Source organism: Actinomyces sp. Z5 (assembly GCF_003287795.1).
Taxonomy (GTDB): domain Bacteria; phylum Actinomycetota; class Actinomycetes; order Actinomycetales; family Actinomycetaceae; genus Actinomyces; species Actinomyces glycerinitolerans.
In genome coordinates this window covers 1-25,606 of the sequence record NZ_QMIN01000071.1, presented here as the reverse complement: position 1 = coordinate 25,606, position 25,606 = coordinate 1, and the positions used below count along the sequence as shown (strand labels likewise).

General features: G+C 67.8%; 28 protein-coding genes and 1 tRNA gene. 20 read left to right on the top strand and 9 right to left on the bottom strand.

Going from position 1 to position 25,606, the window contains the following annotated elements; genetic code table 11:
* Positions 1 to 71: 71 nt before the first annotated feature.
* Positions 72 to 956, top strand: a complete 885-nt coding sequence (locus DRB06_RS09835; protein WP_111819835.1) for a MetQ/NlpA family ABC transporter substrate-binding protein — start codon at positions 72 to 74, stop codon at positions 954 to 956.
* A 73-nt stretch (positions 957 to 1,029) separates the two neighbouring features.
* Here the strand turns inward: DRB06_RS09835 and upp are convergent, their stop codons facing one another.
* Positions 1,030 to 1,668: a uracil phosphoribosyltransferase gene (gene upp, locus DRB06_RS09830; RefSeq protein WP_108965431.1), complete on the bottom strand. Its 639-nt coding sequence runs from the start codon at positions 1,666 to 1,668 to the stop codon at positions 1,030 to 1,032.
* A 302-nt stretch (positions 1,669 to 1,970) separates the two neighbouring features.
* On the opposite strand from upp, the gene DRB06_RS09825 reads away from it, so the two are divergent.
* Positions 1,971 to 2,372: a hypothetical protein gene (locus tag DRB06_RS09825; RefSeq protein WP_146750862.1), complete on the top strand. Its 402-nt coding sequence runs from the start codon at positions 1,971 to 1,973 to the stop codon at positions 2,370 to 2,372.
* A gap of 212 nt (positions 2,373 to 2,584) precedes the next feature.
* Here the strand turns inward: DRB06_RS09825 and betT are convergent, their stop codons facing one another.
* Positions 2,585 to 4,723 (bottom strand): choline BCCT transporter BetT, encoded by a 2,139-nt coding sequence (gene betT / locus DRB06_RS09820; RefSeq protein WP_111819833.1) that lies wholly within the window; start codon positions 4,721 to 4,723, stop codon positions 2,585 to 2,587.
* Between the two features lie 344 nt (positions 4,724 to 5,067).
* Here betT and DRB06_RS09815 point away from each other — a divergent pair, with 344 nt between their 5' ends.
* The 3 genes from DRB06_RS09815 (at position 5,068) to DRB06_RS09810 (ending at position 6,511) form a co-directional block, all read left to right on the top strand.
* Positions 5,068 to 5,514: a nucleoside deaminase gene (locus DRB06_RS09815; protein WP_073330435.1), complete on the top strand. Its 447-nt coding sequence runs from the start codon at positions 5,068 to 5,070 to the stop codon at positions 5,512 to 5,514.
* Positions 5,515 to 5,602: 88 nt separating this feature from the next.
* Positions 5,603 to 5,691 (top strand) — tRNA-Ser (locus DRB06_RS16200).
* A gap of 400 nt (positions 5,692 to 6,091) precedes the next feature.
* Positions 6,092 to 6,511, top strand: coding sequence for a nuclear transport factor 2 family protein (locus tag DRB06_RS09810; RefSeq protein ID WP_108965437.1), 420 nt, complete (start codon positions 6,092 to 6,094; stop codon positions 6,509 to 6,511).
* Positions 6,512 to 6,667: 156 nt separating this feature from the next.
* On the opposite strand, the gene hrpB is transcribed toward DRB06_RS09810, so the two are convergent.
* Complete coding sequence (gene hrpB, locus DRB06_RS09805; RefSeq protein ID WP_258522224.1) at positions 6,668 to 9,469, bottom strand: ATP-dependent helicase HrpB; 2,802 nt, start codon at positions 9,467 to 9,469, stop codon at positions 6,668 to 6,670.
* Positions 9,470 to 9,995: 526 nt separating this feature from the next.
* Here hrpB and DRB06_RS09800 point away from each other — a divergent pair.
* The 6 genes from DRB06_RS09800 (at position 9,996) to DRB06_RS09780 (ending at position 13,570) form a co-directional block, all read left to right on the top strand.
* Positions 9,996 to 10,382, top strand: coding sequence for a hypothetical protein (locus DRB06_RS09800; protein WP_146750861.1), 387 nt, complete (start codon positions 9,996 to 9,998; stop codon positions 10,380 to 10,382).
* Between the two features lie 140 nt (positions 10,383 to 10,522).
* Positions 10,523 to 10,711 (top strand): helix-turn-helix transcriptional regulator, encoded by a 189-nt coding sequence (locus DRB06_RS09795; RefSeq protein ID WP_111819830.1) that lies wholly within the window; start codon positions 10,523 to 10,525, stop codon positions 10,709 to 10,711.
* A 119-nt stretch (positions 10,712 to 10,830) separates the two neighbouring features.
* A complete protein-coding gene (locus DRB06_RS16195) occupies positions 10,831 to 10,974 on the top strand; it encodes a hypothetical protein (RefSeq protein ID WP_159097593.1) in 144 nt (47 codons plus the stop codon).
* Between the two features lie 133 nt (positions 10,975 to 11,107).
* Complete coding sequence (locus DRB06_RS09790; RefSeq protein WP_111819874.1) at positions 11,108 to 11,920, top strand: purine-nucleoside phosphorylase; 813 nt, start codon at positions 11,108 to 11,110, stop codon at positions 11,918 to 11,920.
* A 65-nt stretch (positions 11,921 to 11,985) separates the two neighbouring features.
* Positions 11,986 to 12,717 (top strand): glutamine amidotransferase, encoded by a 732-nt coding sequence (locus DRB06_RS09785; RefSeq protein WP_073329536.1) that lies wholly within the window; start codon positions 11,986 to 11,988, stop codon positions 12,715 to 12,717.
* Positions 12,718 to 12,883: 166 nt separating this feature from the next.
* Positions 12,884 to 13,570, top strand: coding sequence for an NAD(P)H-binding protein (locus tag DRB06_RS09780; RefSeq protein WP_111819829.1), 687 nt, complete (start codon positions 12,884 to 12,886; stop codon positions 13,568 to 13,570).
* A gap of 116 nt (positions 13,571 to 13,686) precedes the next feature.
* On the opposite strand, the gene DRB06_RS09775 is transcribed toward DRB06_RS09780, so the two are convergent.
* The 6 genes from DRB06_RS09775 to DRB06_RS09750 form a co-directional block, all read right to left on the bottom strand.
* Positions 13,687 to 14,475, bottom strand: coding sequence for a Sir2 family NAD-dependent protein deacetylase (locus tag DRB06_RS09775; RefSeq protein WP_111819873.1), 789 nt, complete (start codon positions 14,473 to 14,475; stop codon positions 13,687 to 13,689).
* A 79-nt stretch (positions 14,476 to 14,554) separates the two neighbouring features.
* On the bottom strand, positions 14,555 to 15,295 hold the full coding sequence (locus DRB06_RS09770) for a glutamine amidotransferase-related protein (RefSeq protein WP_073329542.1): 741 nt from the start codon (positions 15,293 to 15,295) through the stop codon (positions 14,555 to 14,557).
* A 120-nt stretch (positions 15,296 to 15,415) separates the two neighbouring features.
* Positions 15,416 to 15,763 (bottom strand): DUF4190 domain-containing protein, encoded by a 348-nt coding sequence (locus tag DRB06_RS09765; RefSeq protein ID WP_073329545.1) that lies wholly within the window; start codon positions 15,761 to 15,763, stop codon positions 15,416 to 15,418.
* Between the two features lie 100 nt (positions 15,764 to 15,863).
* Entirely contained in the window at positions 15,864 to 16,496 is a 633-nt protein-coding gene (locus DRB06_RS09760; protein WP_073329548.1) for a LytR C-terminal domain-containing protein, read from the bottom strand.
* 112 nt (positions 16,497 to 16,608) lie between these two features.
* Positions 16,609 to 17,082 carry a hypothetical protein gene (locus DRB06_RS09755; protein WP_111819828.1) on the bottom strand — a complete coding sequence of 158 codons (474 nt, stop codon included), beginning with the start codon at positions 17,080 to 17,082 and terminating at the stop codon, positions 16,609 to 16,611.
* A 53-nt stretch (positions 17,083 to 17,135) separates the two neighbouring features.
* Positions 17,136 to 18,251: a DUF6177 family protein gene (locus DRB06_RS09750; protein WP_111819827.1), complete on the bottom strand. Its 1,116-nt coding sequence runs from the start codon at positions 18,249 to 18,251 to the stop codon at positions 17,136 to 17,138.
* A 254-nt stretch (positions 18,252 to 18,505) separates the two neighbouring features.
* Here DRB06_RS09750 and DRB06_RS09745 point away from each other — a divergent pair, with 254 nt between their 5' ends.
* The 9 genes from DRB06_RS09745 to DRB06_RS16385 all read left to right on the top strand — a co-directional run bounded on the left by DRB06_RS09745 (position 18,506) and on the right by DRB06_RS16385 (position 25,089).
* Positions 18,506 to 18,841 carry a hypothetical protein gene (locus DRB06_RS09745; protein WP_108965447.1) on the top strand — a complete coding sequence of 112 codons (336 nt, stop codon included), beginning with the start codon at positions 18,506 to 18,508 and terminating at the stop codon, positions 18,839 to 18,841.
* A gap of 105 nt (positions 18,842 to 18,946) precedes the next feature.
* Positions 18,947 to 19,258: a pore-forming ESAT-6 family protein gene (locus DRB06_RS09740; RefSeq protein ID WP_108965449.1), complete on the top strand. Its 312-nt coding sequence runs from the start codon at positions 18,947 to 18,949 to the stop codon at positions 19,256 to 19,258.
* Between the two features lie 5 nt (positions 19,259 to 19,263).
* Positions 19,264 to 19,635 carry a DUF6507 family protein gene (locus tag DRB06_RS09735; RefSeq protein WP_108965451.1) on the top strand — a complete coding sequence of 124 codons (372 nt, stop codon included), beginning with the start codon at positions 19,264 to 19,266 and terminating at the stop codon, positions 19,633 to 19,635.
* A 25-nt stretch (positions 19,636 to 19,660) separates the two neighbouring features.
* Positions 19,661 to 22,099 (top strand): DNA/RNA non-specific endonuclease, encoded by a 2,439-nt coding sequence (locus tag DRB06_RS09730; RefSeq protein WP_111819826.1) that lies wholly within the window; start codon positions 19,661 to 19,663, stop codon positions 22,097 to 22,099.
* 36 nt (positions 22,100 to 22,135) lie between these two features.
* Complete coding sequence (locus DRB06_RS15850; RefSeq protein ID WP_146750860.1) at positions 22,136 to 22,648, top strand: hypothetical protein; 513 nt, start codon at positions 22,136 to 22,138, stop codon at positions 22,646 to 22,648.
* 49 nt (positions 22,649 to 22,697) lie between these two features.
* Entirely contained in the window at positions 22,698 to 23,000 is a 303-nt protein-coding gene (locus tag DRB06_RS09725; protein WP_146750859.1) for a hypothetical protein, read from the top strand.
* Positions 23,001 to 23,038: 38 nt separating this feature from the next.
* Positions 23,039 to 23,545 carry a hypothetical protein gene (locus DRB06_RS15845; RefSeq protein WP_146750858.1) on the top strand — a complete coding sequence of 169 codons (507 nt, stop codon included), beginning with the start codon at positions 23,039 to 23,041 and terminating at the stop codon, positions 23,543 to 23,545.
* Between the two features lie 522 nt (positions 23,546 to 24,067).
* Positions 24,068 to 24,508 (top strand): hypothetical protein, encoded by a 441-nt coding sequence (locus tag DRB06_RS09720; protein ID WP_234416003.1) that lies wholly within the window; start codon positions 24,068 to 24,070, stop codon positions 24,506 to 24,508.
* Between the two features lie 122 nt (positions 24,509 to 24,630).
* Positions 24,631 to 25,089, top strand: coding sequence for a hypothetical protein (locus DRB06_RS16385; RefSeq protein WP_146750857.1), 459 nt, complete (start codon positions 24,631 to 24,633; stop codon positions 25,087 to 25,089).
* Positions 25,090 to 25,606: the final 517 nt, after the last annotated feature.

Below are 25,606 nucleotides of genomic sequence, written 5' to 3'. Positions count from 1 at the left end.
CACCCACGTACCCAACCAACCGCAAGCCTTGCAGACACCTGCAGGCACCTTCACGGACAAGGAATCGCATCATGACCTCCACCATCACCCGCCGCAGCGTCCTGGCCGGTGGCCTCGCCTCCGCCGTCGCCCTCACCCTGGCCGCCTGCGGCGGCTCCTCCAGTGACACCTCCACCGACGGATCCGGCACCACGGCCGCCGTCGACGGCATCAAAGTCGACGGCGACACGGCCACCATCACCATCGGTGCCACCCCGCAGCCGCACGTCACCATCCTCCAGTGGGTGCAGGACAACCTGGCCGCCGACGCCGGGCTCAACCTCGACATCGTCGAGATCGACGACTACCAGACGCCCAACACCTCCCTGGACGACGGCTCCCTGGCGGCGAACTTCTATCAGACGCCGAATTTCCTAGAGCAGCAGATCGAGGAGAAGGGCTACGACTTCGTCGCCATCGCCGACGTCCACATCGAGCCCATGGGCATCTACACGGACAAGGGCTACAGCTCGGTCGACGAGGCCGCCGAAGGCGGAACCATCCTGCTCAACAACGACCCCGCCAACACTGCCCGCGGGCTGCAGCTGCTCGAGACCGCCGGGCTGATCACGCTCGCCCCCGACGTCGAGATCCCCACCACCCTGGACGTGACCGACAACCCGAAGAACTTCGATCTGGTGACGGTCGACGGCGCCCAGGTGGCCGCGTCGATGGCCGACGCCGAGCTGGCCGTCATCAACGGCAACTACGCGCTCGACGCCAATCTCAAGCCCAGCGAGGACGCGCTCGTCCTGGAGCAGGGTGAGGGCTCCCCGTACGCCAACCAGTTGGTCGTGCGCACCGCCGACAAGGACAACGAGTACCTGGTCAAGCTCGCCGAACTGCTGAACTCCGACGAACTGCGTACCTACATCGAGGAGACCTGGACCGACGAGTCCGTCATCCCCGCCTTCTGACGCCTCCGCGCCGACGCGACCGCTGCCGGGCCGCTCCGCTCCACGCCCGCAAGGGGTGGGCGGGGCAGCCCGTTCAGTCCACGATGCCGTACAGGCGGTCGCCGGCGTCACCCAGGCCGGGCACGATATAGGCGTGCTCGTTCAGGCGCTCGTCGCGGGCGGCGGTGACGACGGTGACGTCGGCGCGGTCGCCGACGGCTGCCTCCAGGGTCGCCAGCCCCTCCGGGGCGGCGATCAGGCAGATGGCGGTCACGTCGCGGGCGCCGCGCTCCAGCAGATAGTTGATGGCGGCCACGAGGGTGTGGCCGGTGGCGAGCATGGGGTCGACGACGAAGCACTGGCGGCCGGACAGGTCATCCGGCAGCCGATTGGCGTAGGTCTCCACCTCCAGGGTGTCCTCGTTGCGCTTCATGCCCAGGAAGCCGACCTCGGCGGTGGGCAGCAGCCGGGTCATGCCCTCGAGCATCCCCAGGCCGGCGCGCAGGATCGGCACCACGATCGGCCGCGGCTCGGCCAGGTGCCGGCCGGTCGTGGCGGCTACCGGCGTCTGGATGCGGATCTCCTCGGTGCGCACGTCGCGCGTGGCCTCGTAGGCGAGAAGGGTGACCAGCTCGTCAACGAGTTGACGGAAGACGGCCGAGGGGGTCTTCTCGTCGCGCAGGACGGAGAGCTTGTGGTCAATGAGCGGGTGGTCGGCAACGTGCAGGCGCATGGGCCAAGCCTACGACGCCCAAAACGAGCTGAGGGTGGAATAGGCCGGAGCCGGGCGGCGGAGTGTGGTCCCATCCGGATGCCGACAGCCTCACAACACTGGACACGAACGCGTTAGAGGATGAAATCTATGTGTAGTATTAGTGTCGGCTCGACGTCTCGTGAGCGAATTAAGAGACCGTTCGGAAGCCGCGCCATATTCGCATGATATGATGTATCCCACGAAGTGGTGGCGAGTAGTCCTCTCATCCGGAGAGACTCTGTTACGCAGGCCGCTGCGATATTCCCCCTTGGAGGTCGAAGATGAGTCCAACAGGGAAGGCGGCAGCGCGTGTACTAGGCGTGGTCGCGATAATTGCCCTTGCGCTGGCGGTGGCTCCTCAGCTGCATCAATCAGCGGCGCCCCAGTCTGCTGTGGATGCGGACGCGATTGTTGCAGCAATCGAGGAGTACCAGGATGGTTTGGACGATATGTGGACAGATCCGGAGGCCCCGACGGGCTCTGTTTTGACATCCGTGCAGTCCAGCATAATTGAAGTGCGAGACGGGATGAGTGATGACGGAACTCCGGTCACCTCCGCGGCCAGCGAGGTGACTCTGCTTCAGGCGACGGCTCAAGACGATGGTACGGTCCTGGCGGAGGTGAATGTATCCACAACCTTCACCTATGAGGGAGTGGATGATCCTGAGGCGCCCGGTGTTTAGAGTGACCGGCACTTCATCCAACTGACGGTCGATGATGCTGGTAATTGCAGCGTGGTCGAGGACGTTGTTGAAAGCACCGAAGTAGGTGCGGAAACGGGGGATATCCCAGACGACTACTCCCCGGAGCGCTCCTCGGATGCGCGCAGTAGCTCCGCCTCCATGGGAGGCGGTTCGGATACGGTGCCGGCCATGGCGCAGCCTTGGCTTCGGCCTCAGACGGTCTCGGCGGCGCCCAGGTACTCCAGCCAGCGCTCGTAGTGATCCAGGACGTCGTGGGCGACCTGCTCGCGCGACCAGTCCATCACGTCGTAGCCCTGACCGCCGCCGCGGGGACGCACCTCCAGGCGGACGGTGAGGTCGTCGGCCTCGTGGACCACCACGCCGAAGGCCGGCACCGGTGCCTGCACCATGCGCACCGCGTACCGGAAGTGGGAGCCGGTGCGACGCTCGCCCTGAGTCTCGGTCGCCTGCACCAGCGTGGGCGGGGGCGTGACCACGAGGGTGGCGGAGCCCAGGAAGTTGCGCTCGTCGTCGGGATCCTGCGCCTCGGGGCCGGCGACGACGACCTCGGCCACCATATCCTCCTTGCGCAGCTCGTCGGCGACCGCCTCCAGGGCCGGCACGACGCGGTTGGACATGGCGCGCTGGGCGCGGGCCGGGGAGACGACGTCGAAGGTGTGCGACAGCCGGTCGCGCCAGGGGATCCGGTTCATGCCGGCGGCGGTGCCCGTGGCCCCCAGCAGCCGGTTGCGGTTGGCGATGCCGCGGGCCTGCTCGCGGGTGGCCTCGGTGCGCATGGCGCGCCACAGCCCCGCCATGACGGCGATGATCACGAAGGAGAACGGCAGAGCCATGACGATGGTGGCCTGCTGCAGAATGGGGATGCCACCGGCCACGAGCATGGCGATGGTGAGCACCCCGGTCAGGGCGGCCCAGAAGATGCGCAGCCAGGCGGGGGCGTCCTGCGGGTCGCCGTGGTAGGTCGGCAGGGCGCGGCTGGACAGGTTGGCCATGACCAGGGCACCGGAGTCTGCGCTGGTGACGTAGAACAGGATGCCGATGAACAGGGACAGGGCGATCAGGAACTTCCCGCCTGGCAGGTAGCCGAGCAGCGTGTACAGCCCATGTTCCGGCTGCTCCACTGTCAGCTCGGCGAAGTCGAGGTTGCCCGAGCGGATCAGGTCCAAGGCGCTGTTGCCGAAGATCGACACCCACATGGTGACGTAGGAGAAGGGCAGCACCAGGGAGCCGACCACGAACTCGCGCACGGTACGGCCACGCGAGATGCGCGCCAGGAACATGCCGACGAAGGCGGCCCAGGTGATCCACCAGGCCCAGAAGAACAGTGTCCAGCTGTTGAGCCACTCGGTGGGACGGTCGTAGGCGTAGGTCTCCAGGGTCAGGCCGGGGAAGTGGGTCACGAAGTCGCCGATATTGCCGACCAGGGCGTCGATCAGGAAGGCGGTGTTTCCGGTCAGCAGCACCCACAGGGCCAGTCCGACTGCGAGCAGCACGTTGATATTGGACAGCACGCGCACGCCCCGGTCCACACCGGAAACGGCGGAGACGGTGGCCATGATGACGCTCAGTGCGATCAGGCCGATCTGGGTGGCGGTCCCCTGCGGGAGGCCGAACAGGATGGTGAGGGCGACGTTCAACTGGACGACGCCCACACCGAGCGAGGCGGAGATGCCGACTGCCCCACCCACCAGGGCGGCGGCGTCGACGACGTCGCCGAGCAGGCCGTCCACGCGGTCGCCGAGCAGCGGCCGCAGGGTGGAACGGACGGCCAGCGGCTGGTGCCTCCGGTAGGCGAAGTAGCCCAGTGCCATACCGAGGATCGAGTACAGGCCCCAGCCGCTGATGCCGTAGTGGAGCAGGGTCAGCACGATGCCGTTGCGCGCCGCCTCGACGGTCTGGGCGTCACCGGTCGGCGGACTCATGTATTGGGCCACCGGCTCCGCGACCGCGTAGAACATGATTCCCGTCCCCACACCCGCGGCGAAGAGCATGGCGGCCCAGGAGAAGGTGGAGAAGTCCGGGGTGGAGTTGTCCGGTCCCAGGCGGATCTTCCCGAACTTCGACAGCGCCAGGACGATCACGAACACCAGCGCAACTGTCACCAGCAGGATGTAGAAGGAGCCGAACCAGCGTCCTGCCCAGGACACGGCGGCATTGAAGGCGGCGGAGACCGTCTCCGGAGCGACGATGGCGGCGCCGGTGATGGAGGCGATAATGGCCGCCGAGACGGCGAAGACCACCGTGTTCAGACGGCGTTGTTCAGGGGCTTCGGATGTTGCTGGTGTCGTCTGATTGCTGAGTGAATCAGGCACTGGCACTCCTCGATGCATTGGGGATGCACTGGTGATGCATGGGCGCACACGTGGCCGCGTGCAAAAGGCCGTGGTGGCGTTTACAGGATTGTGAATCTTTCAGGGATCTCGCGGATTGGCAAGCGAAAGCGGTCGAAATGCGGGTGGCGGGGGGACTTGACGGCCGCATGAGGTCGGGGATGAACGGGTGTCGGCGAGATTCTTCCCACATTTCCCTTCCGCGCCTCGCAAGCCGCCCGATGTTGCGGTGTTTTCGGGCCGTCGGGTAGGACTTTGGTCCGACTGTGGGGTGGGTGGGTGAACTGTGGCAGGGTGGGTGCGTGAGTCTTTCCGGTCTGCTCCGCGAGCGCTACGACGCCGCCATGTGCCGCGCACTAGAACTCGCGCGGCATGCGGGCGCGTCCGGGGAGGTGCCGGTGGGCGCCGTCGTCCTGTCCGGGGAGGGCACGGTAATTGCCGAGGCCGCCAACGCGCGAGAGGCGGAGCATGATCCGACGGCGCATGCCGAGATCCGGGCCCTGCGGGCGGCGGGCGCGGCGCTGGGACAATCCCACCTGGACGGCTGCACTCTGGTGGTGACCCTTGAGCCGTGCACCATGTGTGCGGGGGCCGCGCAGTTGGCCCGCCTGGAGCGGGTGGTGCTGGGGGCCTGGGAGCCGAAGACCGGGGCGTGCGGAAGCGTGCGCGATGTCCTGCGCGATCCGCGCACCAACCACCAGGTGGAGGTGGTGGCGGGACTGCGTGAGCAGGAGGCGCAGGCGCTACTGCGGGAGTTCTTCGCTATCCGGCGGCCCGGCCAGTCGGAGTAGGTGAGCGCCTCCGCGCCGCCGTGAGCGACCTCGCAGGCCGCGGGGGCTGGGCATCGAGCGGCACGGCGTGTAACCTGTCCATCTGCTAGGTAGCGTGTCCGAGCGGCCGAAGGTGCAGATCTCGAAAGTCTGTGTGGTTCATAGCCACCCTGGGTTCGAATCCCAGCGCTACCGCCAAGCCGATCCCCGGAATCCAGACGAGAAGTCGGAGTCCGGGGATTCTTCCATGTAGCGCTTCCCCGCCGTGGGGTCCCAGTGGGTACAGCGGAACGAGCGTCGCCCGGGTGCGGGCCTGGGCCCGCGCGGTGGGCGGCGTGACCGCTAGTGCCCTGGAGCCACGCACACGCGTTTGCGTCAGGAACACGAGTTTCGGAGCTTTGCACGTGCCCTGCACCCACCAACCTCCAAGACTCGTGTCTTTGCGGGGAACTCGTGTACGAGCCGCGGTGTACCAGACGCACGCCCGGGAGCGGACTCGCGAGGGCCGACCTCGCCCACGCCGACCGTTGTCCGCACAACCTCGGGTGTCCTGCCAGGGCCTGGTTCGGCGTCGTCGTCAAGCCATAAAGTCCGGACTATGCCTGCGATGAAACCGCCCGTGCACCCGGCCGACTCCGAAGACGCGTCGATCCGGCTGTACCGCCTACTCTGCGATGCGATGGTTGCGGCGGACACGGCCGCCATCGACGCCCTGCTCACCGAGGACTGCGTCCTGACCCATATGACCGGCTACCCCCAGCCCAAGGTCGAGTGGTTGTCCGACATCCGCGATGGAACCCTGACCTACCACTCCTCGCAGCTCGTCTCCGCCGAGCCCGACACCATCGACGGCTTCCCCGTGGTGCGCGGCCGCTCCCGCACCAACGCAACGGTTTGGGGCACGCGCGGCACCTGGAATCTGCAAATCGTCGGGTACGTCGTCCCGGATCCCGCCGCCAGCACCGCGCGCAACCCAACCGGTTGGCGCTTCAGCCGCCTGGACGCCAGCCGCTTCTAGACGGTGTCATGAAATGCACCGCTTTACGCCCAGCCGTTGCCGCATCTGCCGACTCGCTCGCGGCGACACGCGGTTAGGCGTCACTTGACGGCGGTCGGCGCTCGGAAAGTGGTGCATTTGGTGACAAGGGCCAGGTCCAGAAACGAAGGGACGCCGCTAGTTCGGGCGTCGCCCGGTGCCGCGGATGGCCGGCGCCGTCCACGGGTCCTCCGGCCACGCGTGCTTGGGGTAGCGTCCGCGCAACTCGGCCCGCACCTGTGGGTAGCCCTGCTGCCAGAAGGAGCGCAGTTCATCGGTGATCGCCACCGGCCGCCGCGCCGGCGACAGCAGGTGGATGACCACACTCACGCGCCCGTCGACGATCCGCGGGGTGTCCGCCCAGCCGAAGCACTCCTGCACCCGCACCGCCAGCACCGGACGTTCCAGCGCCTCGCCCCGCTCACCCACATAGTCCACGCGCACGTGCGAGCCCGACGGCACCTGCAGCCGCTCCGGCACCAACTCGTCCAGTCGCGTCGCCGCCGGCCAGGGCAGCAGGGCGCGCAGGCACGCCGTCATGTCCAGTCGACTCAGGTCGAAGCGCCCGCCGGACCTGGCCGCCAGCGCCTTTACGGCCGGAATCAGCCACTCGTCGGCGCGCCACAGGAGCGCGGCGTCGTCGACCGCGGGCCAGGGCTCGCCCAGTGTCCGGTGCAGTAGCGCCAACCGCGCCCGCAGCTCGGCGGCACCACGCCAGGGCAGCACTCCGAGCCCTTCGCCGCGGCACCGCTCGACGACGGCGTCCGCCACCTGCGCCGGTGTCGGCGCCCCATCGGAAACGGATGCCAGCTGAATCGCGCCCAGACGGCGCACCCGTTCCACCCGCAGCCGGTCTCCGTCCCAGCGGGTGTGCGCGTCCTCGGACAGCCAGGCGTCGGCCACCGCCAGCGCGAGCGCTTCGTCGATCGGTGCGGCCGCCCGGATCGTCGCCTCGGCGGTTCCCGGGGCGCGGTCTACGTCGGACACCGCCAGCCACTCCGCCGCGGCCAACGGTGAGTCCGCGGGCAGTCGCAGCCCGGTCCCGCCGACGCTGGCGTAGCTGGCCGGACGCCCCGCGCCGGGCACGGGGCCGCGACGGCGGGCGATCCACTCCGGGTGGGCCAATGCCGCAACCAGCCCGACGGCGTCAGCCGCACTCGGACCGACCAAGCCGCCTAAGCCGGTGGCGGGGTCGTCGGCCGGCTTCGTGCCGGCCCCGCTGCGGTCGGCGCCGGGCTGGGTGGTGGTGGCATGCGGGGCGGCGTGTCTCCCGGCCGGGTGTCGGCGTGCAGCCTGCTCCAGACGTCGGGCCTCAACCCGCCAGGCCCGCTCCTGCGGGCCACGGCGGACGCTGCGCGTCAGCGCGGCCAGGTCGGCCTGGGGCGCACGCAGGTCGGCGGTCAGCAGCGCGGTCGCCTCGGCGGCACGGCGCAGGCCGATCACCTCGGCGGCGCCCAGCAGGGCGCGGGCCGGACGCACTTCGGCGGGGACGGCGGCCACGGCGCGGCCCAGCCCGGTAACGGCGTCGCCGTCGAGCAGACCCAGGCGTTCAAGCGAGTCGGTGGCGGCCGCCAGCGCGGGGCCGGGCGGCGGGTCGATCCAGGCCAGGCCTTCGCCGCCGGGCACGCCCCAGGCGGCCAGCTCCAACGCGGTGCGGGTCAGGTCCGCGATGAGGATCTCCGGGGTCGGTGCTGGGGTGGCCCGCGCCCAGTCCACCTGCGTGCAACAGCGGTAGACGACGCCCGGCCCGGTGCGCGCCGCCCGCCCGGCCCGCTGGGTCCCGGCCGCCCGGGACTCGCCGACCGTCACCAGCCCGGACATGCCGCGCGCCACGTCTAGGCGCGGCTCCCGGGCGAGGGTGGCGTCCACGACGATGCGTACGCCCGGCACCGTCAGGGAGGACTCGGCCACGTCGGTGGACACAATCACCCGCCGCACACCGGTCGACGGCGTCAGTGCGGCGTCCTGCGCCGGGCTGGGTAGACGCCCGTGCAGCGGCAGCACCTGAACGGCGGCCGCCGAGCTCCCGGCCCCGGGCCCGCCGCCCTGGACGGCCTCGCGCAGCCGGGTGACGACGTCGTCGACCTCGCGGGCACCGGGCAGAAAGACCAGCACGTCCCCCTCCCGCTCGGCCAGTGCGCGCATCACCGTGGCGGCCACGTGCGCGAGGAACTGGCGCGGCACCCCGCGCGGGCCGAGCCGGGAGGTGCCCGACGGCGGTGGCGCCCAGATCTCCTCGAGCGGGTACAGCACTCCGGGCACCTCAACCACCGGTGCCGGAGTGGTGGCGCCGCCGAGCAGGCCGGGCAGGCGCGTCAGGTCGGGAGTGGCGGACATGGCGACCACCGCCAGGTCCTCCCGCAGGGCGGCGCGCGCGTCCAGCAGGAGCGCCAGCAGCAGGTCCGACTCCAGGGAGCGCTCGTGCACCTCGTCCAGGACCACCGCGGCCACACCGGGCAGCTCCGGGTCGCCTTGCAGGCGGCGCAGCAGCAATCCGGCGGTGACCACCTCGATGCGGGTACGGGCCGAGCTCCGGTGCTCCCCGCGCACCGCGTAGCCGACCGTCTCGCCGACCTCCTCGCCCAACAGTGATGCGAGGCGGCGGGCGGCGGCCCGGGCGGCCACGCGCCGCGGTTGGGTGACGATCACGCGCCCGGGGGAGGGGGCGGCGTCAGGATGGGCGAGGACGTCGGCGACCAGCAGTGGCACCAGTGTGGTCTTGCCGGTTCCCGGCGGGGCGGTGACCACAACAGTCGGCGCGTGTGGGGGTTCGCCGGGGGAGACGTTGGCGGTGGCCTGTGCGACGTCGGCGTCAGAGGCGGCGTCGGTGCCGGGGCGCTCCCCCAGCAGGAGTGCGCGGAGCCCGGGCATTGCGGCGACGACGGGCAGGTCCGGCGGGTCGGCCAGGAGTCGGGCGACGGGGTCCGCGGTCTGCTTCACCCGCCCATCATGCCCGCACCGCGTTACCCACATGCCCTCACGCTCGGCCCGCCTACCCACCGCCCACGGGATAGCGGGTACTGGGGCGGGACGCGCCCGGGGCGTCCAGATGTGGCGGCGCCCGCCGTCTACTACGCCGGTCGGACGTTAACAACGCTACTTAACGGTCTGCTGTATACCCCAGGAGCCTTCAGCAAACCGTTAACAGGCGTTGTTAACCCCGAAGTGGCGTTGCAGACGCTGAAGTGGCGTAGCAGGCGGCCCCGCCTCCGGGCGAGGGGATGCCGGCAACCGCCTCGGGCGCGGGTATGCCGGCGGCGACTCGGGCACGGCGAACCAGTACGGCATGGGAGGTAAGCAAACTTGACGCGACCGCGGATGTAAAGCATGCTAGTCATGTCAAGGGTGCCGGACATTGGGTGTCGACTTTGACCGCGCGAGCGTGATGTCAGGCCCAAACGTATGAAAACCGATCCGAACGGAGACCCGCATGAACAGGTTGACTTCGCAAACGATGAGGACCCGTATGGCAGTGATCTTCGCCGCGGTGTTCCTGGTGGGCGTCGTCATTGCCGGCGCTTTCCCCGCTTCTCGCTCCTCCTTGCTCGGGATCTTCTTCGGACTGGTCGCAGGTAGTGCGGCGGTGGCAGCGGCCTATGGGCTTGTCCGCCGCCGGGTGCGGCACGGTGCGGGCGGTGCACCGTTGTCCATGGAGAGCCCCGCGATGGTTGGTCTATGGACATCCCTGCTCCCGATTGGCATGGGCCTGAGCGTGGTGGCTCAGAGGATTGACTCGGATGCCGGGGGGTTGGTGCTCGGGGCCGCGGCAATCGTGGTGCTTCTTGCCAGCGTCGCCGGCAATGCGACAGTCATTGCCGCCCGGGGCCGGGCGGCCGGAAAAGGGGAGGCGTGAACCAGTTTTGCCGCGGTAGGGTCGACCGCTCCCGCGGCGGCCGGCCGCGATCCCGGACCACGGTGAGTCCCGTCGTGCGCGATGCCGTCCACCACCGGGCTCTTCGCTACCATCGTGCTGGAGCTAAAGAGGAGTTAACGATGGAGAACGACGTGCGCGCCCTGCGTGAGGCCAAGGGTCTCACCCAGGCGCAGCTGGGCGAGGCCGTCGGCGTGTCCCGCCAGTCCATCAACTCCATTGAGAAGGGCCGCTATGACCCGTCCCTGCCGCTGGCCATTGCGATCGCCCGCTACTTCGACAAAACAGTCGAGGAGGTTTTCCATGCCTGATACGCCCGAGAACCCCTACACGCCGACGTGGCGGTAGCTCCTACTCACGCGCGCTCGACGGCACCCAGGACGAGCGCGACGAGCTCATCTGGAAGTCCGCGTGGGCGCTGACCGGAAGGGTGGCCTGGTTCGTGGTCCTGGGCGCGGTGATCGTCGCATTATTCGGTGTTGAGCTGGAGCTGGGCACGGCCGCCATCATCGCCTTGTGGGTCAACATCATCGCCCTGTACGGCTCGCGCTTTTATTACGAACGCACCATGTAGTGGCGAACGCCCGGTTCGCCCGGCACACCTGTGGCACGCTTTCGTCCTCGGGGCGGAGTCCGATGCCAGGTGGGCCGGGTAGGCTCTCCAGTTGGACGAGCACGACGAACGCGACAAGCAAGAGGGAGCACCCGTGGCCACACAGCCCGCAGCCGGAGTATGGGACGAAGACCCCGATGGCGCCTCGATCGTCCTGGCCACCGGTCGGCAGCGCCACGACCTGCTGGTAGTTGCCGAGCCCTCGCTGCTCACCGAACTTGACGAGACCTGGGGGCGCCCGACCTCCCGCGTGCGCCTGTCCTTCCTGCCCGGTGTCTCCGCCCCCGCGGGCCCCGGCCAGGAGGACGCCCTGTACTCCTACGACCGCGGTGGTCGCGGCGTGCTGGTGGCCCGCGGCCACACCAGTCTTTTCGAGGGCAAGCCCGCCCGCCGCACCACCGGGCTGGCCCGCATCGCCCCCGGCGCCGGCGTGCGCGCCGCCCTGCTGGTCGCCCGCGCGGCGAGCCTCGGCGGCTCCGCCCCGGGTGACTTCCTCGCCGTCGGCGACCACCTGAACCTGACCGGCTCCCCGCTCTTCCCCGCCACCGCCCCGCTGGACGCGGCCTGGGACGCGGAATTGACGGCCGCCGTCGCCGAGCTCGACGGCGTGCGCGCCCCCGGCGTCGTCGCCCTCACCCCCGGCCCGGTGCGTCCGAGCCCCACCGAGGCGGGAGTGCTGGCGGCACTGGGCGCCGACGTCGTCGTCAATGACATGGTCGCCGAGGCCATGGCCCTGGCCTCACGTGGCGTGCGCGTGGCCGGGCTGGCCTACATCGACGCCACCGCCGGCACGGCGCGTCGCACCCCGGGACGTCGCGCCGCGCCGAGCGCCAGCGCCGCCTTCCAACAGGCACCCGCCCCCGACGTCGTCCTCGCCGCGGCGGAGAAGCTGCTGACCTGTCTGTAAACGACAGTAGTGATACGTGAGACAAATGGGTGAACAGCCCCATGGCAGGAAATAGTCTCTGCTCTGTGAAACCCTTCCTCATGCTGGCCGCCCGGGCCGACGACGAGCCGGCCGACGCCGAATACGAGGCCTTCCTGCTGCGCACCGGACTCGACGAGTCCTCCCTGATCCGCCACCGCCTCGAGGCCGAACCCATGCCGGAGATCGACCTGGCGGACTGGTCCGGCATCATCGTCGGCGGCTCCCCCTTCAACGTCTCCACCCCGCAGGAGCGCAAGAGCCCGGTGCAACTGCGCGTTGAGGCCGAGTTGGACGACCTGGTCACCCGTCTCCTGGACGCGGACTTCCCCTTCCTGGGCGCCTGCTACGGGCTGGGCCTGCTCACCCGCCACGAGGGTGGCGTCGTGGACGGCACCTACAAGGAGGAGGTCTCCTACCCGCAGGTGGAACTGACCGAGGCCGGGAGCGAGGACCCCCTGCTGGAGGGTGTTCCGGCGGCATTCCCCGCCTTCGTGGCCCACACGGATGCCGTCACCGTTCCGCCCGCCGACGGGGTCGTGCTGGCCGGCTCGGCGTCCTGCCCCGTGCAGCTGCTGCGGATGCGCACCAACCTGTACGCCACCCAGTTCCACCCCGAGCTGGACGGCAACTACCTGGCCCACCGCCTGTCCTTCTACGCCGGCCACGGCTACTTCGACGACGATCACCTGTCCGAGGTTCAGGAGGACGTGCGCCGCCAGGACGTGTCCGACTCCTGGAAGGTGCTGTCCAACTTCGTGGCGCGCTATTCCCGCTGAGGGGCGCCGTTCGGCCGGGGCGTAACCGGCGCTCGCGGGTGTTCCGAGACGTGGACACCGGCTGTGGCGCGGTGACAGGATGAAGCGATACCCGTGGGTGGACGCTCACGGATTCCCGAGTGCGAGGAGGCATCACCCGCCTTCGAGCACGGAAGAAGGTTCAATCATGTCCCGCATCGTCATTATCGGCGGCCACGGCAAGGTCGCCCTCCTGCTCGCCCCGCTCCTGGTGGAGCGCGGCGACGACGTCGTCTCCCTCATCCGCGACCCCGCGCAGGCGGACGACGTAGCCGCCACCGGGGCCACCCCCCTGGTCGTGTCCGTCGAGGACGCCAGCCAGCAGGAACTCGCCGCGGCCTTCGACGGGGCCGACGCCGTGGTCTGGTCCGCCGGCGCCGGCGGCAAGGGCGGCCCCGAGCGCACCGAGGCCATCGACCGCGAGGCCGCCATCCGCTCCATGGAGGCCGCGAAGGCCGCCTCCGTGCCCCGCTACGTCATGGTCTCCTTCGCCGGCTCCCACGGTCAGGATCCGGTACCGGCCGACCACCCGCTGCGCATCTACGCCATGGCCAAGCTGGCCGCCGACCGCCACCTGGTCGCCTCCGGGCTGGAGTGGACGATCCTCGGCCCCGGCCTGCTGACCCTGGACGAGCCGACCGGCCGCATCGACGTCGGCCGCTTCGACGGCGGGTCGCAGGCGCCTACCTCGCGTGCGAATGTGGCCGCGGTACTCGCCGCGGTGCTCGCCGAGCCCGCCACCGTCGGGAAGGTGATCCCCTTCCGCGACGGCGAAACCCCCATTGCCGAGGCGATTGCCGACGTCCCGGCCGAGTACGCCGACCTGGACAGCTGAGCTCGACCGAGCCGATCAGCCAACGCCGTGTGAAGTGTTGCCGCCCGCGGGCCTGTGCGTCAGGCCGGCGGGCGGCACGCATGCGGGGCGCATCCGCGCGCCCCGGGCGGCTCGGTTCAGCCGATGAGCCGATCGGCCAGCGGAGTGAGGAACTCGCTGACACCACCCTCCACGCGCACCGATGCCAGCCCGTCAGCCGCCGTCGGGCCGCGGTTGATGACCACCAGTTCGGCGCCGCCGGCCAGCGCCTGCTGCACGATCCACAAGCCCGTGAGCACCGCCAGGCTCGAGCCCGCCACCAGCACGACGTCGCAGTGCCGGGCCGCCTGCATCGCCTCGTCCATGGCGGTCGGCAGACTCTCACCGAAGAAGACGATGTCCGGCTTGAGCAGGCCGCCGCACTCGTCGCAGCGCACCGCCTTGAAGTCGCACGCCTCGGCGGCGGCCCGGTCGGCCTCCGGGGTGATGGCCACGCGGGCCGGGTCGGTCTCGCGCGGGTAGTCGGGGTTCAATGCGGTCAGGCGCGTGTCCAGGTCCGCGCGGGAGATCATGCGCCCGCAGCTCAGGCACACGACCCGGTCGTAGGCGCCGTGTAGCTCCCACACGGTGCGCTGCCCGGCGCGTGAGTGCAGCCGGTCGACGTTCTGCGTGGCCACGCCGGTCAGCAGGCCGGCCTCCTCCAGCCGGGCCAGCGCCACATGCCCCGGCGTCGGCGTCAGCGGCTCCAACAGCCGCCAGGTGGCGTGGTTGCGGGCCCACACCCACCGGTACCACACCGGGTCGGCGACGAATTGCTGGAAGTCCACCGGCTCCACGGGTGTGGTGCCCACGCCCCGGTAGTCGGGTATGCCGGAGTCGGTGGAGATGCCGGCGCCGGTGACGGCGAGCGTACGGCGGCCGGCCATTACCTCAGCGACGGTTTCGAGTGCTGACTGCGTCACGGGTGGTCACGACCGATCCTTGAGTCTGAATGGTTGGGGTTGCTTACTCCTCGCGGGCGAAATGGCTCACGAAGTTGCGGATGACCTGGCCGGCCACGTGCTCCTGCGAGCTGCGGGCCTCCGCCAGGATGTTGTCCACCAGCCCCGGGTCTCCGTAGCCGGCGTCGGAGTAGACGGAGACGCGCTGGGCGAAGCGCTCGGCGTCGAGCTCCGGATTGAACTGGGTGCCGTAGACGCTCTTGCCGACCCGGATCATCTGCACCGGGCAGTCCGCCGAACTGGCCAGCAGGGTGGCGTGCGCCGGCACGTCGACCGCGCCCTCGTGGTGGCCGACGAAGGCGCTGAAGGTCTGCGGCATCCCCGCCAGCAGCGGGTCCTCGCGGCCCGCGGCGGTCAGGTACACGTCCGCGGTGCCGAGCGCCTCACCGAACTCGCGGGAGGTGGGGGTGCCCAGGTATCCGGCCAGCACCTCCAGTCCGAAGCCGGTGGCCAGCACGGGCACGCCCTCCTTCAGGGCGCGGGCCAGCAGCTCGCGCACCTGCTCCTCCACGCGCAACTGGGTGCGGGTCTTGGCCGATTCCGGCGTCGAGGTGTCGTAGGGACTGCCGCCGATGAACACGCCGGAGACGTCCGTGGCGTCGAAGGAGCCGGACAGGTCAATCTCCTCCAGCAGGATGTGCTGGAGGTACTCCGGCTGCAGCCCGCCCTGGGCGAGGAAGGAGTCGTACTCGTTTTGCGCGGCTTCCAACTCAGGACGCGTCGAGACCATGATGAAGGGCTTCACGCGATTACCATACGGGGTTTCGTGAGTGTGGGGCGCAGCGCGTCCGGGTGGGCCGCCCCACCCGGCGGTGAGGATGCCCCGGACTGTCCGCGGGACACGGCCCGGCCGGGTAAGCGGCGCTCAAGTGGTCTGCGTGATCAGCCACCACAGCCATAGCCAGCCGACGGTGACGGCGGCGCCGACGACGATCGCGAACCAGGCCTGTCCGTGGCCCGTGTCGTAACTGGAGCGCAGGCGTCGCAATGCGACGCAGCCCAGGATGAGGGCGACCAGGCCCAGGCCGGGGATGGGGCTGAGGATCGCGCATGCCAGGGCGCCGACGGCGGTCGGGTCGGTGCGCTGCCGCGGGGCCTGGTATCCGGGACCGGCGAACACCTCGCGCGGGTGGAGTTGCTCGGTGCCCGGGAAGACGAAGCCGGGCGGCACGATCCGGGTGGGGTCGACGGCGTCGGGCTGCTCGGAGGTCATGACGCCATCGTGCCACGGACTGACGAGAGTGGCCGCGGGTTGCCTTCGCCTCGTCGTCGGGCGTGCCCGATCCGTACCCGGCCCCAGGCCGTCTTGGTCGTCAGCCTTCTTCGGCGGCCGCCGTCTCCTCGGGGGCGGTGGTGGCGGCGACGCAGCCGGCGGGGGCGGAGATGGTCTCCCCGGATTTGAGCTGGCCGATCTCCTCCGCGGACAGAATGCCGGTGGAGTACTGGTCGCCCAGCACCACGCTGACGGTGGGGTCGGTGGCCTCCTGCGTCTCATCGATCTGCACGATCACGGTGCCGGTGAATGCCTGCCTGAGCGTGTAGGCGTTGGTCAGGCCGGCGGGGGAGGTGGTCAGCTGCACCTCGCCGGAGTAATCGCCCATGGGCCAGTCGGCCGTGCTGTTCACGGTCAGGCCGGCGTCTCCCAGGGTGTCTGCGACGCCGCCAGCCAGGCCGGTGGTGTCGGTGCCGTTGTAGACGTTGACCGGGATCGAGGTGATGTCCACGGTGGTGGCGTCCGTGGGCGGGCAGGGCTGCACCAAGGATTCGGTGTCATCCTCGGCGGTGGAGAAGCCCGGATCGTAGATGGCCGGCAGCAAGCCGCTCCAGATCATGAGACATACGACGGTCAACACAGCCATCACCGCCAGCACACCGCCGATCACGATCGTCTGCCGGTGCTTGAGGCGGCGTCGGTACTCGGCGTAGGGGTCGGCGGAGGTGCTCACCCTCACAGGGTAGTGGACGGCCCGGGTCTGCGGGGCGCCGGCGGCGCAGCGTCCTAGCCGACGGTGGCTGTGTATTCGTCGTCAGTTGAGGCCGCCTGCGTCGACGTTCCTGTCAGTGGGTGGGTCTGTCAACGGTGGCGCGCCGCCACTGCTCTTGGGCGGCTCGGGTGGGCCGCCACCGGCCCTGGTCGGTGACTCGCCACCACCACGGCTCCGGTACGGGCAGGATCGAGCCCTCGCTGACCGCTACGCCGTGGAACATGACGCCGACGTCGATGGGCACCTGGGTGAACACATCGCAGCGTTCCTCCCAGGGCACCAGGAACTGGTTGATGACGTACGGCGGCTCCCAGTCCCGTGGGAAGTCGACTTTGAATATGCGTGTGAGTTCGCGCGCGTCGGCGGCCAGGCTCGGTCTCACGATCTCCAGGCTGGGGCGGCGGTCGGAGAAGTCGCTGAAGATGGCGACGGCGGCGTTGTCCGCCGTGCGGGTGTAGGTGGCGGTGATGTCGCGGGCGAGCGCCAGGCTGACGACGTCCAGGACTTCCGGCACTTCCTGCGTGACGGCGGTGATAATGCGCGGCACTTCTACTACTCCTTGAAGTCCGAGTTGATTCGAGCTGACGTATAAAGGGCGAGTCAGGCCTGTTGCGCAGCCGGACCGCGGTCGGTGGACGCGCTGCTGTCCACCCCGAGGGCACGGGCCACGTTCCCGGCATCGCCATCCAGGGTGCGCACCAGGTCGAGCAGCGGGCCCCAGTCGGCGTCGAAGTTGGACTCGAGCGGCACCAGCAGCCCGCGGCGGCGGCCGTAACCGGTGGTCTCGCCGCCGTGTGCGGAGGCCACCTGCGCGGCGTCGACGCCCAGCTGACGGATGCCCGGGGCGCCGATGAGCACGGCCAGGGGGGTGGGCGGGCGCCGTACGGTCACGGGCAGGGAGGTGTCGGCGCGGGCGTAGGTGCGCATGGCGAGCGCGAACTGCGGCTTGGCCCGCTCCGAAACTGCCCGCAACAGTGCCATGGCCCGATCGCGGTACTCGGTGAATGGCGTGCTAGCGGCCACGTTGAGTTCCACGTACTCCTCGAGTCCGTTGGTAGTGCGGGAGACGGTGATGGTGCCGGTGAGGGTGCCGTAGACGCTGTGACCGGCCGCCACCAGGTGGACGGTGGGCATGTGCGCGCGGCTGAATCTGGTCAGGGCGTCACGGTCCCAGAAGGCGCCGGCCGGCTCGTAGCCGCCCCAGGACAGCTCGGCGTCGGGAAGCAGGTGCTCGGCGACCAGCTCGACGACGCCGCCCAGTTGCGTGGTCCGCCGGGCGGGGTGGTACGCGGAGATCGACACGGTCAGGACCGGGACCACGTCCGCTTGCACCAGGTGCCGCGGGGAGACCGTCAGCTGCGGCTCGGCGAGAGCCTCGAGGGTCTGCCCGATGTTCTGAATCAGGCGGCCGGAACGCAATTCCCTATAGGCGGTGCCCTCCTGCACCAGCACGATGGTGCCGGTCGCGTCGGTGAGCCGGTCGAATGCGGGGGTGACGGCACTGCGCTCGGGTACCACCAGGATGGTGCGCTGGGAACTTCCGGCGGTGCGATGCAGCAGGTCCGCCAGTGGCTCGGTCAAGGCGATCACGGGCCCGGGCAGCACGGTGATCCGGGCCCGATCGCCGATCTGGGCATCGAGCATGGGATGCGTCATCTTGAAGGTCGGGCGCTCGGCCTGCGACGCATCGGGCGGGGTAAACGTTCCGCGGGGCATGGGTGGGCGTGGCTCCTTCCGGGGACGGGCGATGAGAGATGGCGGTGGATGTCGCGGTGCGCCGCACCGGGCCAAGTTCGCACGGCTCGCCTGGTGCGCACCGACTCGCGAGAGACGTTACACTTGCGTGACCGAGCGCGGAGTGCCAAGCTGAGTCGCGTAGCCGTCCCGGCGGCTCGCGCGGTCCCGAATCGGCATATGTGGCAGGGGCTGCGTAACACCTGCAATTGATTCCTTCCTGAGGGGCACAGCATATGAAGTTCGACATGGGTGCGTCCACGCTGACGACGCTGACCAAGCAGACCTCCTCCTCCAACGAGGACCTGGGCGCGTTGGTCAAGGAACTGGTGGCGGCGGCCGAGCCGCTGGAGGGACGCTTCAACGGTAGTGGACGGGCCGCATTCGACGGATTCAAGGCCCGCACCGATGAGGTCTCGGTGGAACTGAACGCTTCCCTGGCGGCCGTTCTGGGCGGCATCAGCGGTATGGACACTGCTTTCACACAGGGCGAGCAGGAGATGGTTGACAGTACGCGTGCTGCCGAGGGTTCGGTGAGCTTCGACTCCGCCCGCTTCGGATCCGGTCGCTGACGCACTCGATCCCCGCCGCTCCGCGCACAGCGGCGCTGAGCTGCCGACATTTACCAACAAGACTTCCACGATTAAATGAGTTGTGTCCTCAAGGAGGGGACGAGTATGGCCAACCAGATCGACAAGCGCTCCTACGACGTCGGCGCCTCGCAGGAGGTGCAGGCGAACTTCGAGCGGGTCGCCTCCCGGCTCGAGAGCCTGATCAACCAGCGTGACAGCGACGTCAAGACGGCCATGGCCCAGTACCAGGCCGACGGCGTCTCGGACGAGTACCAGGCCAAGGAGCTGCGCTGGAAGAATGCTGCAGGCGAGGTGCGGGGGATCATCGCCACGCTGCGGCAGTCGATGCAGACCACGGATGAGGGCGCTCAGTCCACGCTGCAGCGCGCCCGCCAGGCCGTGGATGAGATCGGCTGACGGCGGTGTCGGCCTGGGATATCGACCCCGACGGCGTGGCGCAGGTGTTGTCTGATGAGCAGGCGCTGGTGGACTCCACCCCGGGACAGGAGGGCGACTTCACCACCGCGCTGAACGGCGTCGGCGATGAACTGAACAACGCGATCACGCCGTGCACCGAGGCCAGCGGCATGGGTACGAACTCCAATGGGGAGGAACTCATGCAGTCGGCGCTCGTGGCCAGTGCAATCGCGGATTGGTTCGATACGCACAAGACGGACTTCGAGTCCGTCACCACGACGATCAGCAACGTGCTGAACAACACCGTCAATGCTGTCAACGCCTACCTGCAGCACGACGAGGCGGCCGCGCTGGAGTTCCAGCGCAACGCGAAGTAGAACCCTGACGCAATGAATTGATCCAATGGCTACTCCCTTTGATGAGACGAAGATCCCCGGTCTGAACTTCGACGTGGACTCCCTGGACACGGCCGCCACCAACCTGGAAACCAAGGCCGGCGACCTGCGAACCAGCGGTTCGGACGTCAAGACGACGTGGGCGGGCATCCAGACCGTCTACAAGGCTCCCGAACAGGAGACCCTGTATACGGCCATGGATCCGGTTGCGACGGACACTGACACGCTGGCCACCGCGCTGGAGAGCATGGCCGGGTACTTGTCCACCTTCGCGGAGTCGATGTCCGGCATCAAGACGCGGGCACAGACCTTGAAAGCGGATGCGGTCGCCTTCAAGGCGAAGATCAAGGACAACCCGGAGTGGGACCACGATCAGGACCTGGTGGATGAGAACAATGGCCTGATCACCACTGCCAACGGCATCCAGGTGGACATGTGGGATGCGGAGAGGACCTGCGCCAACAGCATCCGCGCCCTGGACGGACTGGAGGGCTACCACGCCGACCCCACGGGGGATGACGACGAGCTGGGCTACGGCTACTCGGATATTCCCGAGGGCACCGAGGGCATGCCCTGGGGCAGCCCGGTGGACCGCCAGGATGCCTGCCCGAAGAAGGCTGCGGTGTCGACCAAGCGCTTCCTTTGGGACGGGCTTGTGTGTGAGGGCTTGGGCGGCATGGTCAATGGGGTGCTGAATCTGGGCGGGGTGGAGTTCGAGGGCAGCGACGGCTTCACACACGACTGGGATCGTTTATGGGCCACTTTGAAGGGTGTGACCATGCTAGGCGGCTTCACCTGGAATGAGGACGGCAGCTATGGCGGGTGGCATCCGTCGCCGACGGCCACGGGTGCCTGGAAGGAGACCTTTAAGGGTATCGTCTGCTGGGACGTGTGGGAGGAGGACCCGGCCCGCGCGGCGGGCGGGGCCGTATTCAACATCGCCTCGATCTTCATCCCTTATGTGGGTGCGGCTACTAAGGTCACCTCCGGCGCCTCGAAGGCGGGTAGGGCTGCGCGTTGGGCCGCTGCCGCTGGCAAGGTGCTGGACTACATGGACCCGCTGGGCAAGTTGGCGGATTTGACGCTGGGCAAGGGCGCCAAGCTTGTGCTGAGCAAGGTTGATTTGGACTTCAGCGGACTCGACTTGCCGTGGCGGAAGGGCCAGACGGATGGCGTCCCCGACGTGAATGTCGATGTCGACGCTCGCACCGATCTGCCTGACATGGGTGTAGATGTTGACGGCGGAGTGCGGAGCCCGCGCACCCATGGCGATGGGAGTAACCAGACTCCGGACCTGGACGGGGTTGATCTGGTCCGCAGTGACGTGGATGCGCCGGGAACGCGGCGTACCCCGGACGTGGACGCTGCTGCTGACGCACCTGATGCCCCGCGCACCCGCGGTGGTGATGGGGTCGACGTGCCGGAGGGCGGACATAGACCTGATGCCGATGCGACGCCCGACGGTGGCAGGAGTCCCGATGGGGACGTGACTCCGGACGGGCGCGCCCCCGAAGCGGATACACCTGATGGGTCGCGGCGGACGCCCGACGGTGATGCGGCTCCCGACGGTGGGCGCGCTCCGGATGCCGAGGCTCCAGACGCCTCTGACGGGGCCGATTCGCCGGAAGCCAAGGACTCGCCCGATGCCGGGGAGCGCATGCCGGACTATGACCCGGACAAGGATGCGTTCAACCAGGAGCACCGGCCGACCGCGGAGCGGTCCGTGAAGGTCGATGCCGACAGTCCGCTGGCGCCGAAGGCTACGAAGCCCTTCGGCAAGGGTGTGGACTTGGACCCGAACACCTGTTACGAGGTAGAGGGGCGCGGCAAGTACTACACCAACGACGCCGGTGAGATTGTGCATGTGGAGGCCGACTCAGCGGTGCAGCGGCAGACGTGGTTGGGTAGGACGTCCACGACGATGAATCCGGATTTGAAGGATCCGTTGCCGAATGCGACGTATACGGTGGATGGGAAGTTCCACTATACGACGGATGAGTGGGGTCGTACGGTGCGTCTTCAGGTGGATCGTCTGGATGTGGTTGATGCTGACGCGACGTATGAGTCGAAGGCGGTTCAGCGGCGTGTTGGTCACTACGGGGATGGCCTGGGTGGGGGCTATCAGGGTGGTCACCTGGGCGGTAAGCGGTTTGCTGCTCCGCCGGAGGACATTAACGTGGTGCCGATGTTGGAGGACGTGAACCGGGGTACTAATGGCACTTACGCGGAGAGCTTCAAGGCCTTGGAGGACGATATAGCTAAGAATCCGGACGGGTACCGCAGTATTGATATCACGATCGAGTACGACGGACCGCCCGCCAACGCTGGCTCTGTCACCAGGCTGGGGGACGTGAATCCGGTGGACAGAGTGCCAACAGAGTTCATTGTCAAGTGGGTGGACCAGGGCGGTGTTGTCCAGGAACGACCGTTTGTTAACAGGAACTGAGGGGGGTAATTGTGTTTACATGTGGAGGAGGTCGAGATGATGAATGAGATGTCTGCTGAGGAGATGCTCGGTGAGATCGAAGCTGGTCTTGCGGGCTGGCTGAAGAAGGTCGGTGGTGAGCGAGTTGACACTTACATGGTGGGCATTGGGCTGGTGCAGCATCGTAACTCATGGGTGGTGATCGGCGGTGTGAGGGAGTCCGCGGATATCGATTATGAGGTGACTCGACATATGAATCATCTTCGTGCCGCGCAGGTGTTGCCTGGTCGTGGGGCGTGGACGTGGTGTCGGTTGTGGATGGATGCGTCTGATGGGGTGTTGCATCAGGAGTGTGATTGGATGCGTGAGCCTACTTTTCCTCGCGCGTCTGGTGAGGTGCGTCCGGGTCCGCGGGATTGTTGGAGTGAGTTGAAGAGGTTCCCGCGTGATGATGAGTTCATTCCTGATTGGCTGCGTAAGGGGTATGAGGCGGAGTTGAAGCGGCAGGAGCGTAATGCCCGTCGTCGTGAGGCTCGTCGTCGGAAGCGTGAGCAGGAGCGCGGCGGTTGAGCCGTTCTGGGTTGTCAGTTTGCGTCCGGTTCGGTGATTTGCGGTTGGTGTGGTCGCAGCTGACGAGCGCCTCGGCGTTCCGCAGGAGGACATTAACGTGGTGCCGATGAAAGAGTCGGTGAACGGTAATCATCCGGGTAGCTTCTACGAGCTGGAGAAGGAGATTGTCAAGAATCCTGACGGGCATCGGAGTATTGATATTGCTATTGAGTATGACGGACCTCCGACGAACGCGGACTCGGTGACCAGGTTGGGGGACGTGAACCCGGTGGACAGGGTGCCGACGAAGTTCACCGTTCGTTGGGTGGATGAGCATGGTGTGACAAGGAGCCGGCCGTTCATCAACAGGTAGGTATGGACCTGTTGTGCGGGTGGAAGGGAGAGTTGTAAGTGTCTCGGGTGCTGAATGCTGATGAGCTGATGGCGCAGGCTGAGTCGAACATCCGTGTCTGGCTGAAGGGTGAGTCGCAAGTCGATCGTGTTGACATAGAAATTCAAGGCGTTGGTCTTGTTCAGGATATCCTCGTGTGGGTCACTGTCGGCGGAACGAAGAACCATGGCAGTATCCCGTACGGTGTCGCCGAGCCTACGATTTCTGATTTGCGTGCTGCGCAGGTTGTTCCTGGTCGTGGGGCGTGGACGTGGTGTCGGTTGTGGATGGATGCGTCTGATGGGGTGTTGCATCAGGAGTGTGATTGGATGCGGGAGCCGGATTTTGGGTCGGTTCCGGCGGGTGCTGGTGAGTATGCGATTGAGCTGGACATCTATCCGCGTGATCCTGAGTTTGTTCCGGATTGGCTGGCTGAGCGTGCTGCGGCGTATGAGAAGCGTAAGGAGCGTAATGCTCGTCGTCGTGAGGTGCGTCGTCGGAAGCGTGAGCGGGAGCGTGGCGACTGAGCTAAGTTGCGGCGGAATCCTGGTGTGTCTAAATCCATGACAAACGCGCCCGGGGGCGTTGATTTCCTGGGGGAAACGTTGGAATCATGCGGGCGCCGGATGGGCTCCGGCGGATATAGACGGTGTTTGTCATAGATTTCGACTGCGCCCCAGGCGCACGCGCCTCCACGGCCATTCCCCCTCGCACGGTAAGCGTCGTCGGCGGTGACGGGGACCAACGCGACCGCCGACCCGCTTTGGTGTCCGGATTCGGGACAAACGGCGGTGCTGGCCTCAGCCCGCGGAAGCAGAACCGCGTGATTTCAACGACTTCTGCGCGGGTGCCAGGTGTCCAGGAGTCGTTTGTCCCGGTCCCGGACACAAGCTCGCCCCGGAGCGGCTGGAACGCAGCTTGGAGATCGTTTCGGACGAGCGTGACGCGTGCGACTCCACTCGGGGCTGCGGTGCGATGTCGTTCGCGGTAGTGTCGTTTAGGTAAACGCCGATGCCAGTTTGACCCGAGCAGATTAGAGGCAGGAAATCATGACCGAGTGGTCCTTCGAAGCGCAGATGCAGGCCGTTGAGGCGCTGTCTGACGCCTGCGCCCGCTGGATGCGCTCCGCCCACGTGGAGGAGATGTCCATCGAGGTCCAGGCCGTAGGTGCCCGAGCCGGGGTGCGCAGCCGGGCGCTGCGCTCCTCCGGGCTGATGCGCCGCGGGGGCTGGGAGGACAACATCGTGCCCCGGGAGGTCGTCGAGCCTGCCGTCAAGGTGCGCATCGCCATGGCCCGGCCCGGCGGCGGCGCCTGGACCAGGGGCGTGTTCACCATGAACAAGCAGGACTACCAGCTCATCTCCGACTTCGACTACGACCACGAGCCGGTCCTCAACCCGCCCTACACCCCCGAGGACGTCGCCCAAGAGCTGGAGCTCTTCCCGCGCGACCCCAAGGCGACTCCGAACTGGATGAAGCAGAGCCGGTGAGCAGCCCTTACCCTGACTATCCCCGTTCTCCGCAGTACCCCCAGGCTTCGGCGCCGTACCCGCCGACTCCGGCTCAGCCCGTACCCGGCGGCCCATACCCAGCGAACCAGGCGCTGTACCCGGTGCCGCCAGGGACCCCGCAGCAGGTGCCGCCCCCGCCCTACGGCGGGCCGTACTACCCGCAGGCGCGGCCCCGGCCGACCGATGCGTATGCGTGGTGCATGGGGCTGATCGTGTTCATGATGATTCCCGGGCTCGGGTCCATTGTTGCGTCCATCGCTATGGTCGCCGTCGGCTTGCGTTGTAGGAGGCGGCCCGAGCCCATGCACATCAACGGGACCGCCGCCGCCAGCTGGGGAATCAACTATCTATTGGCTACTATCCTGCTCCTCGGTAGCTTCCTCGTGTACTTGTTCGCCATACTGCCTGATCACGGTTCAGACGACTTCCTGCCATGGGGGCTGCCATTCGTCATATGGCTGCTCATCTCCCTTCTCCACGTGATCATCTGCATCGCCTTCGGCGTCCGGGCGAGCCGCGGCAAGGTCGTGCCCTTCCGCGGCATCCCCTTCATCAAGTAGAAGCGGAGACCGATCATGTGCAGACTTCTCCGTTTGAATGCGTGGTAACAGGGCTCTTCTGGTTTGTGGGTGTGGTGGTTGGTGTTGGGGCTGCGGTGCGGGTGGTCGTTCTCGGGTTTACGCGGGCGTTCTTGTCGGACCAGGGTCGTTCTCGGGCAGGTGAGGTCGTTCTCGGGTGGGTGGTGTTGGCTTGTGACGATTCGTTGGGGTCGTTGGGTTCATCTGGGTGCCGGGCCGGGAGTGCGACCGTCGACGACGTACGCCGGTGATCTTGGTGCCCTACTCGACACGCCCCCGGGCCAAGGACATGACCGCCCGGGTGCGGACCTGACGTGTTTGCCCGGGCGCCACGGATGACGGTTCGGCACTTCGCGTGACGGTTCGGCACTTCCTGCGACGGTACGTACCTTCTGGTCAACGATTCGTACTTTCTGACGACGGTACGTACCTGTTATGTCTCAGGACATCGGTGACAGTTCTGTGTCAGGACATCGGTGACAGTTCGTGGGTTGTTGGG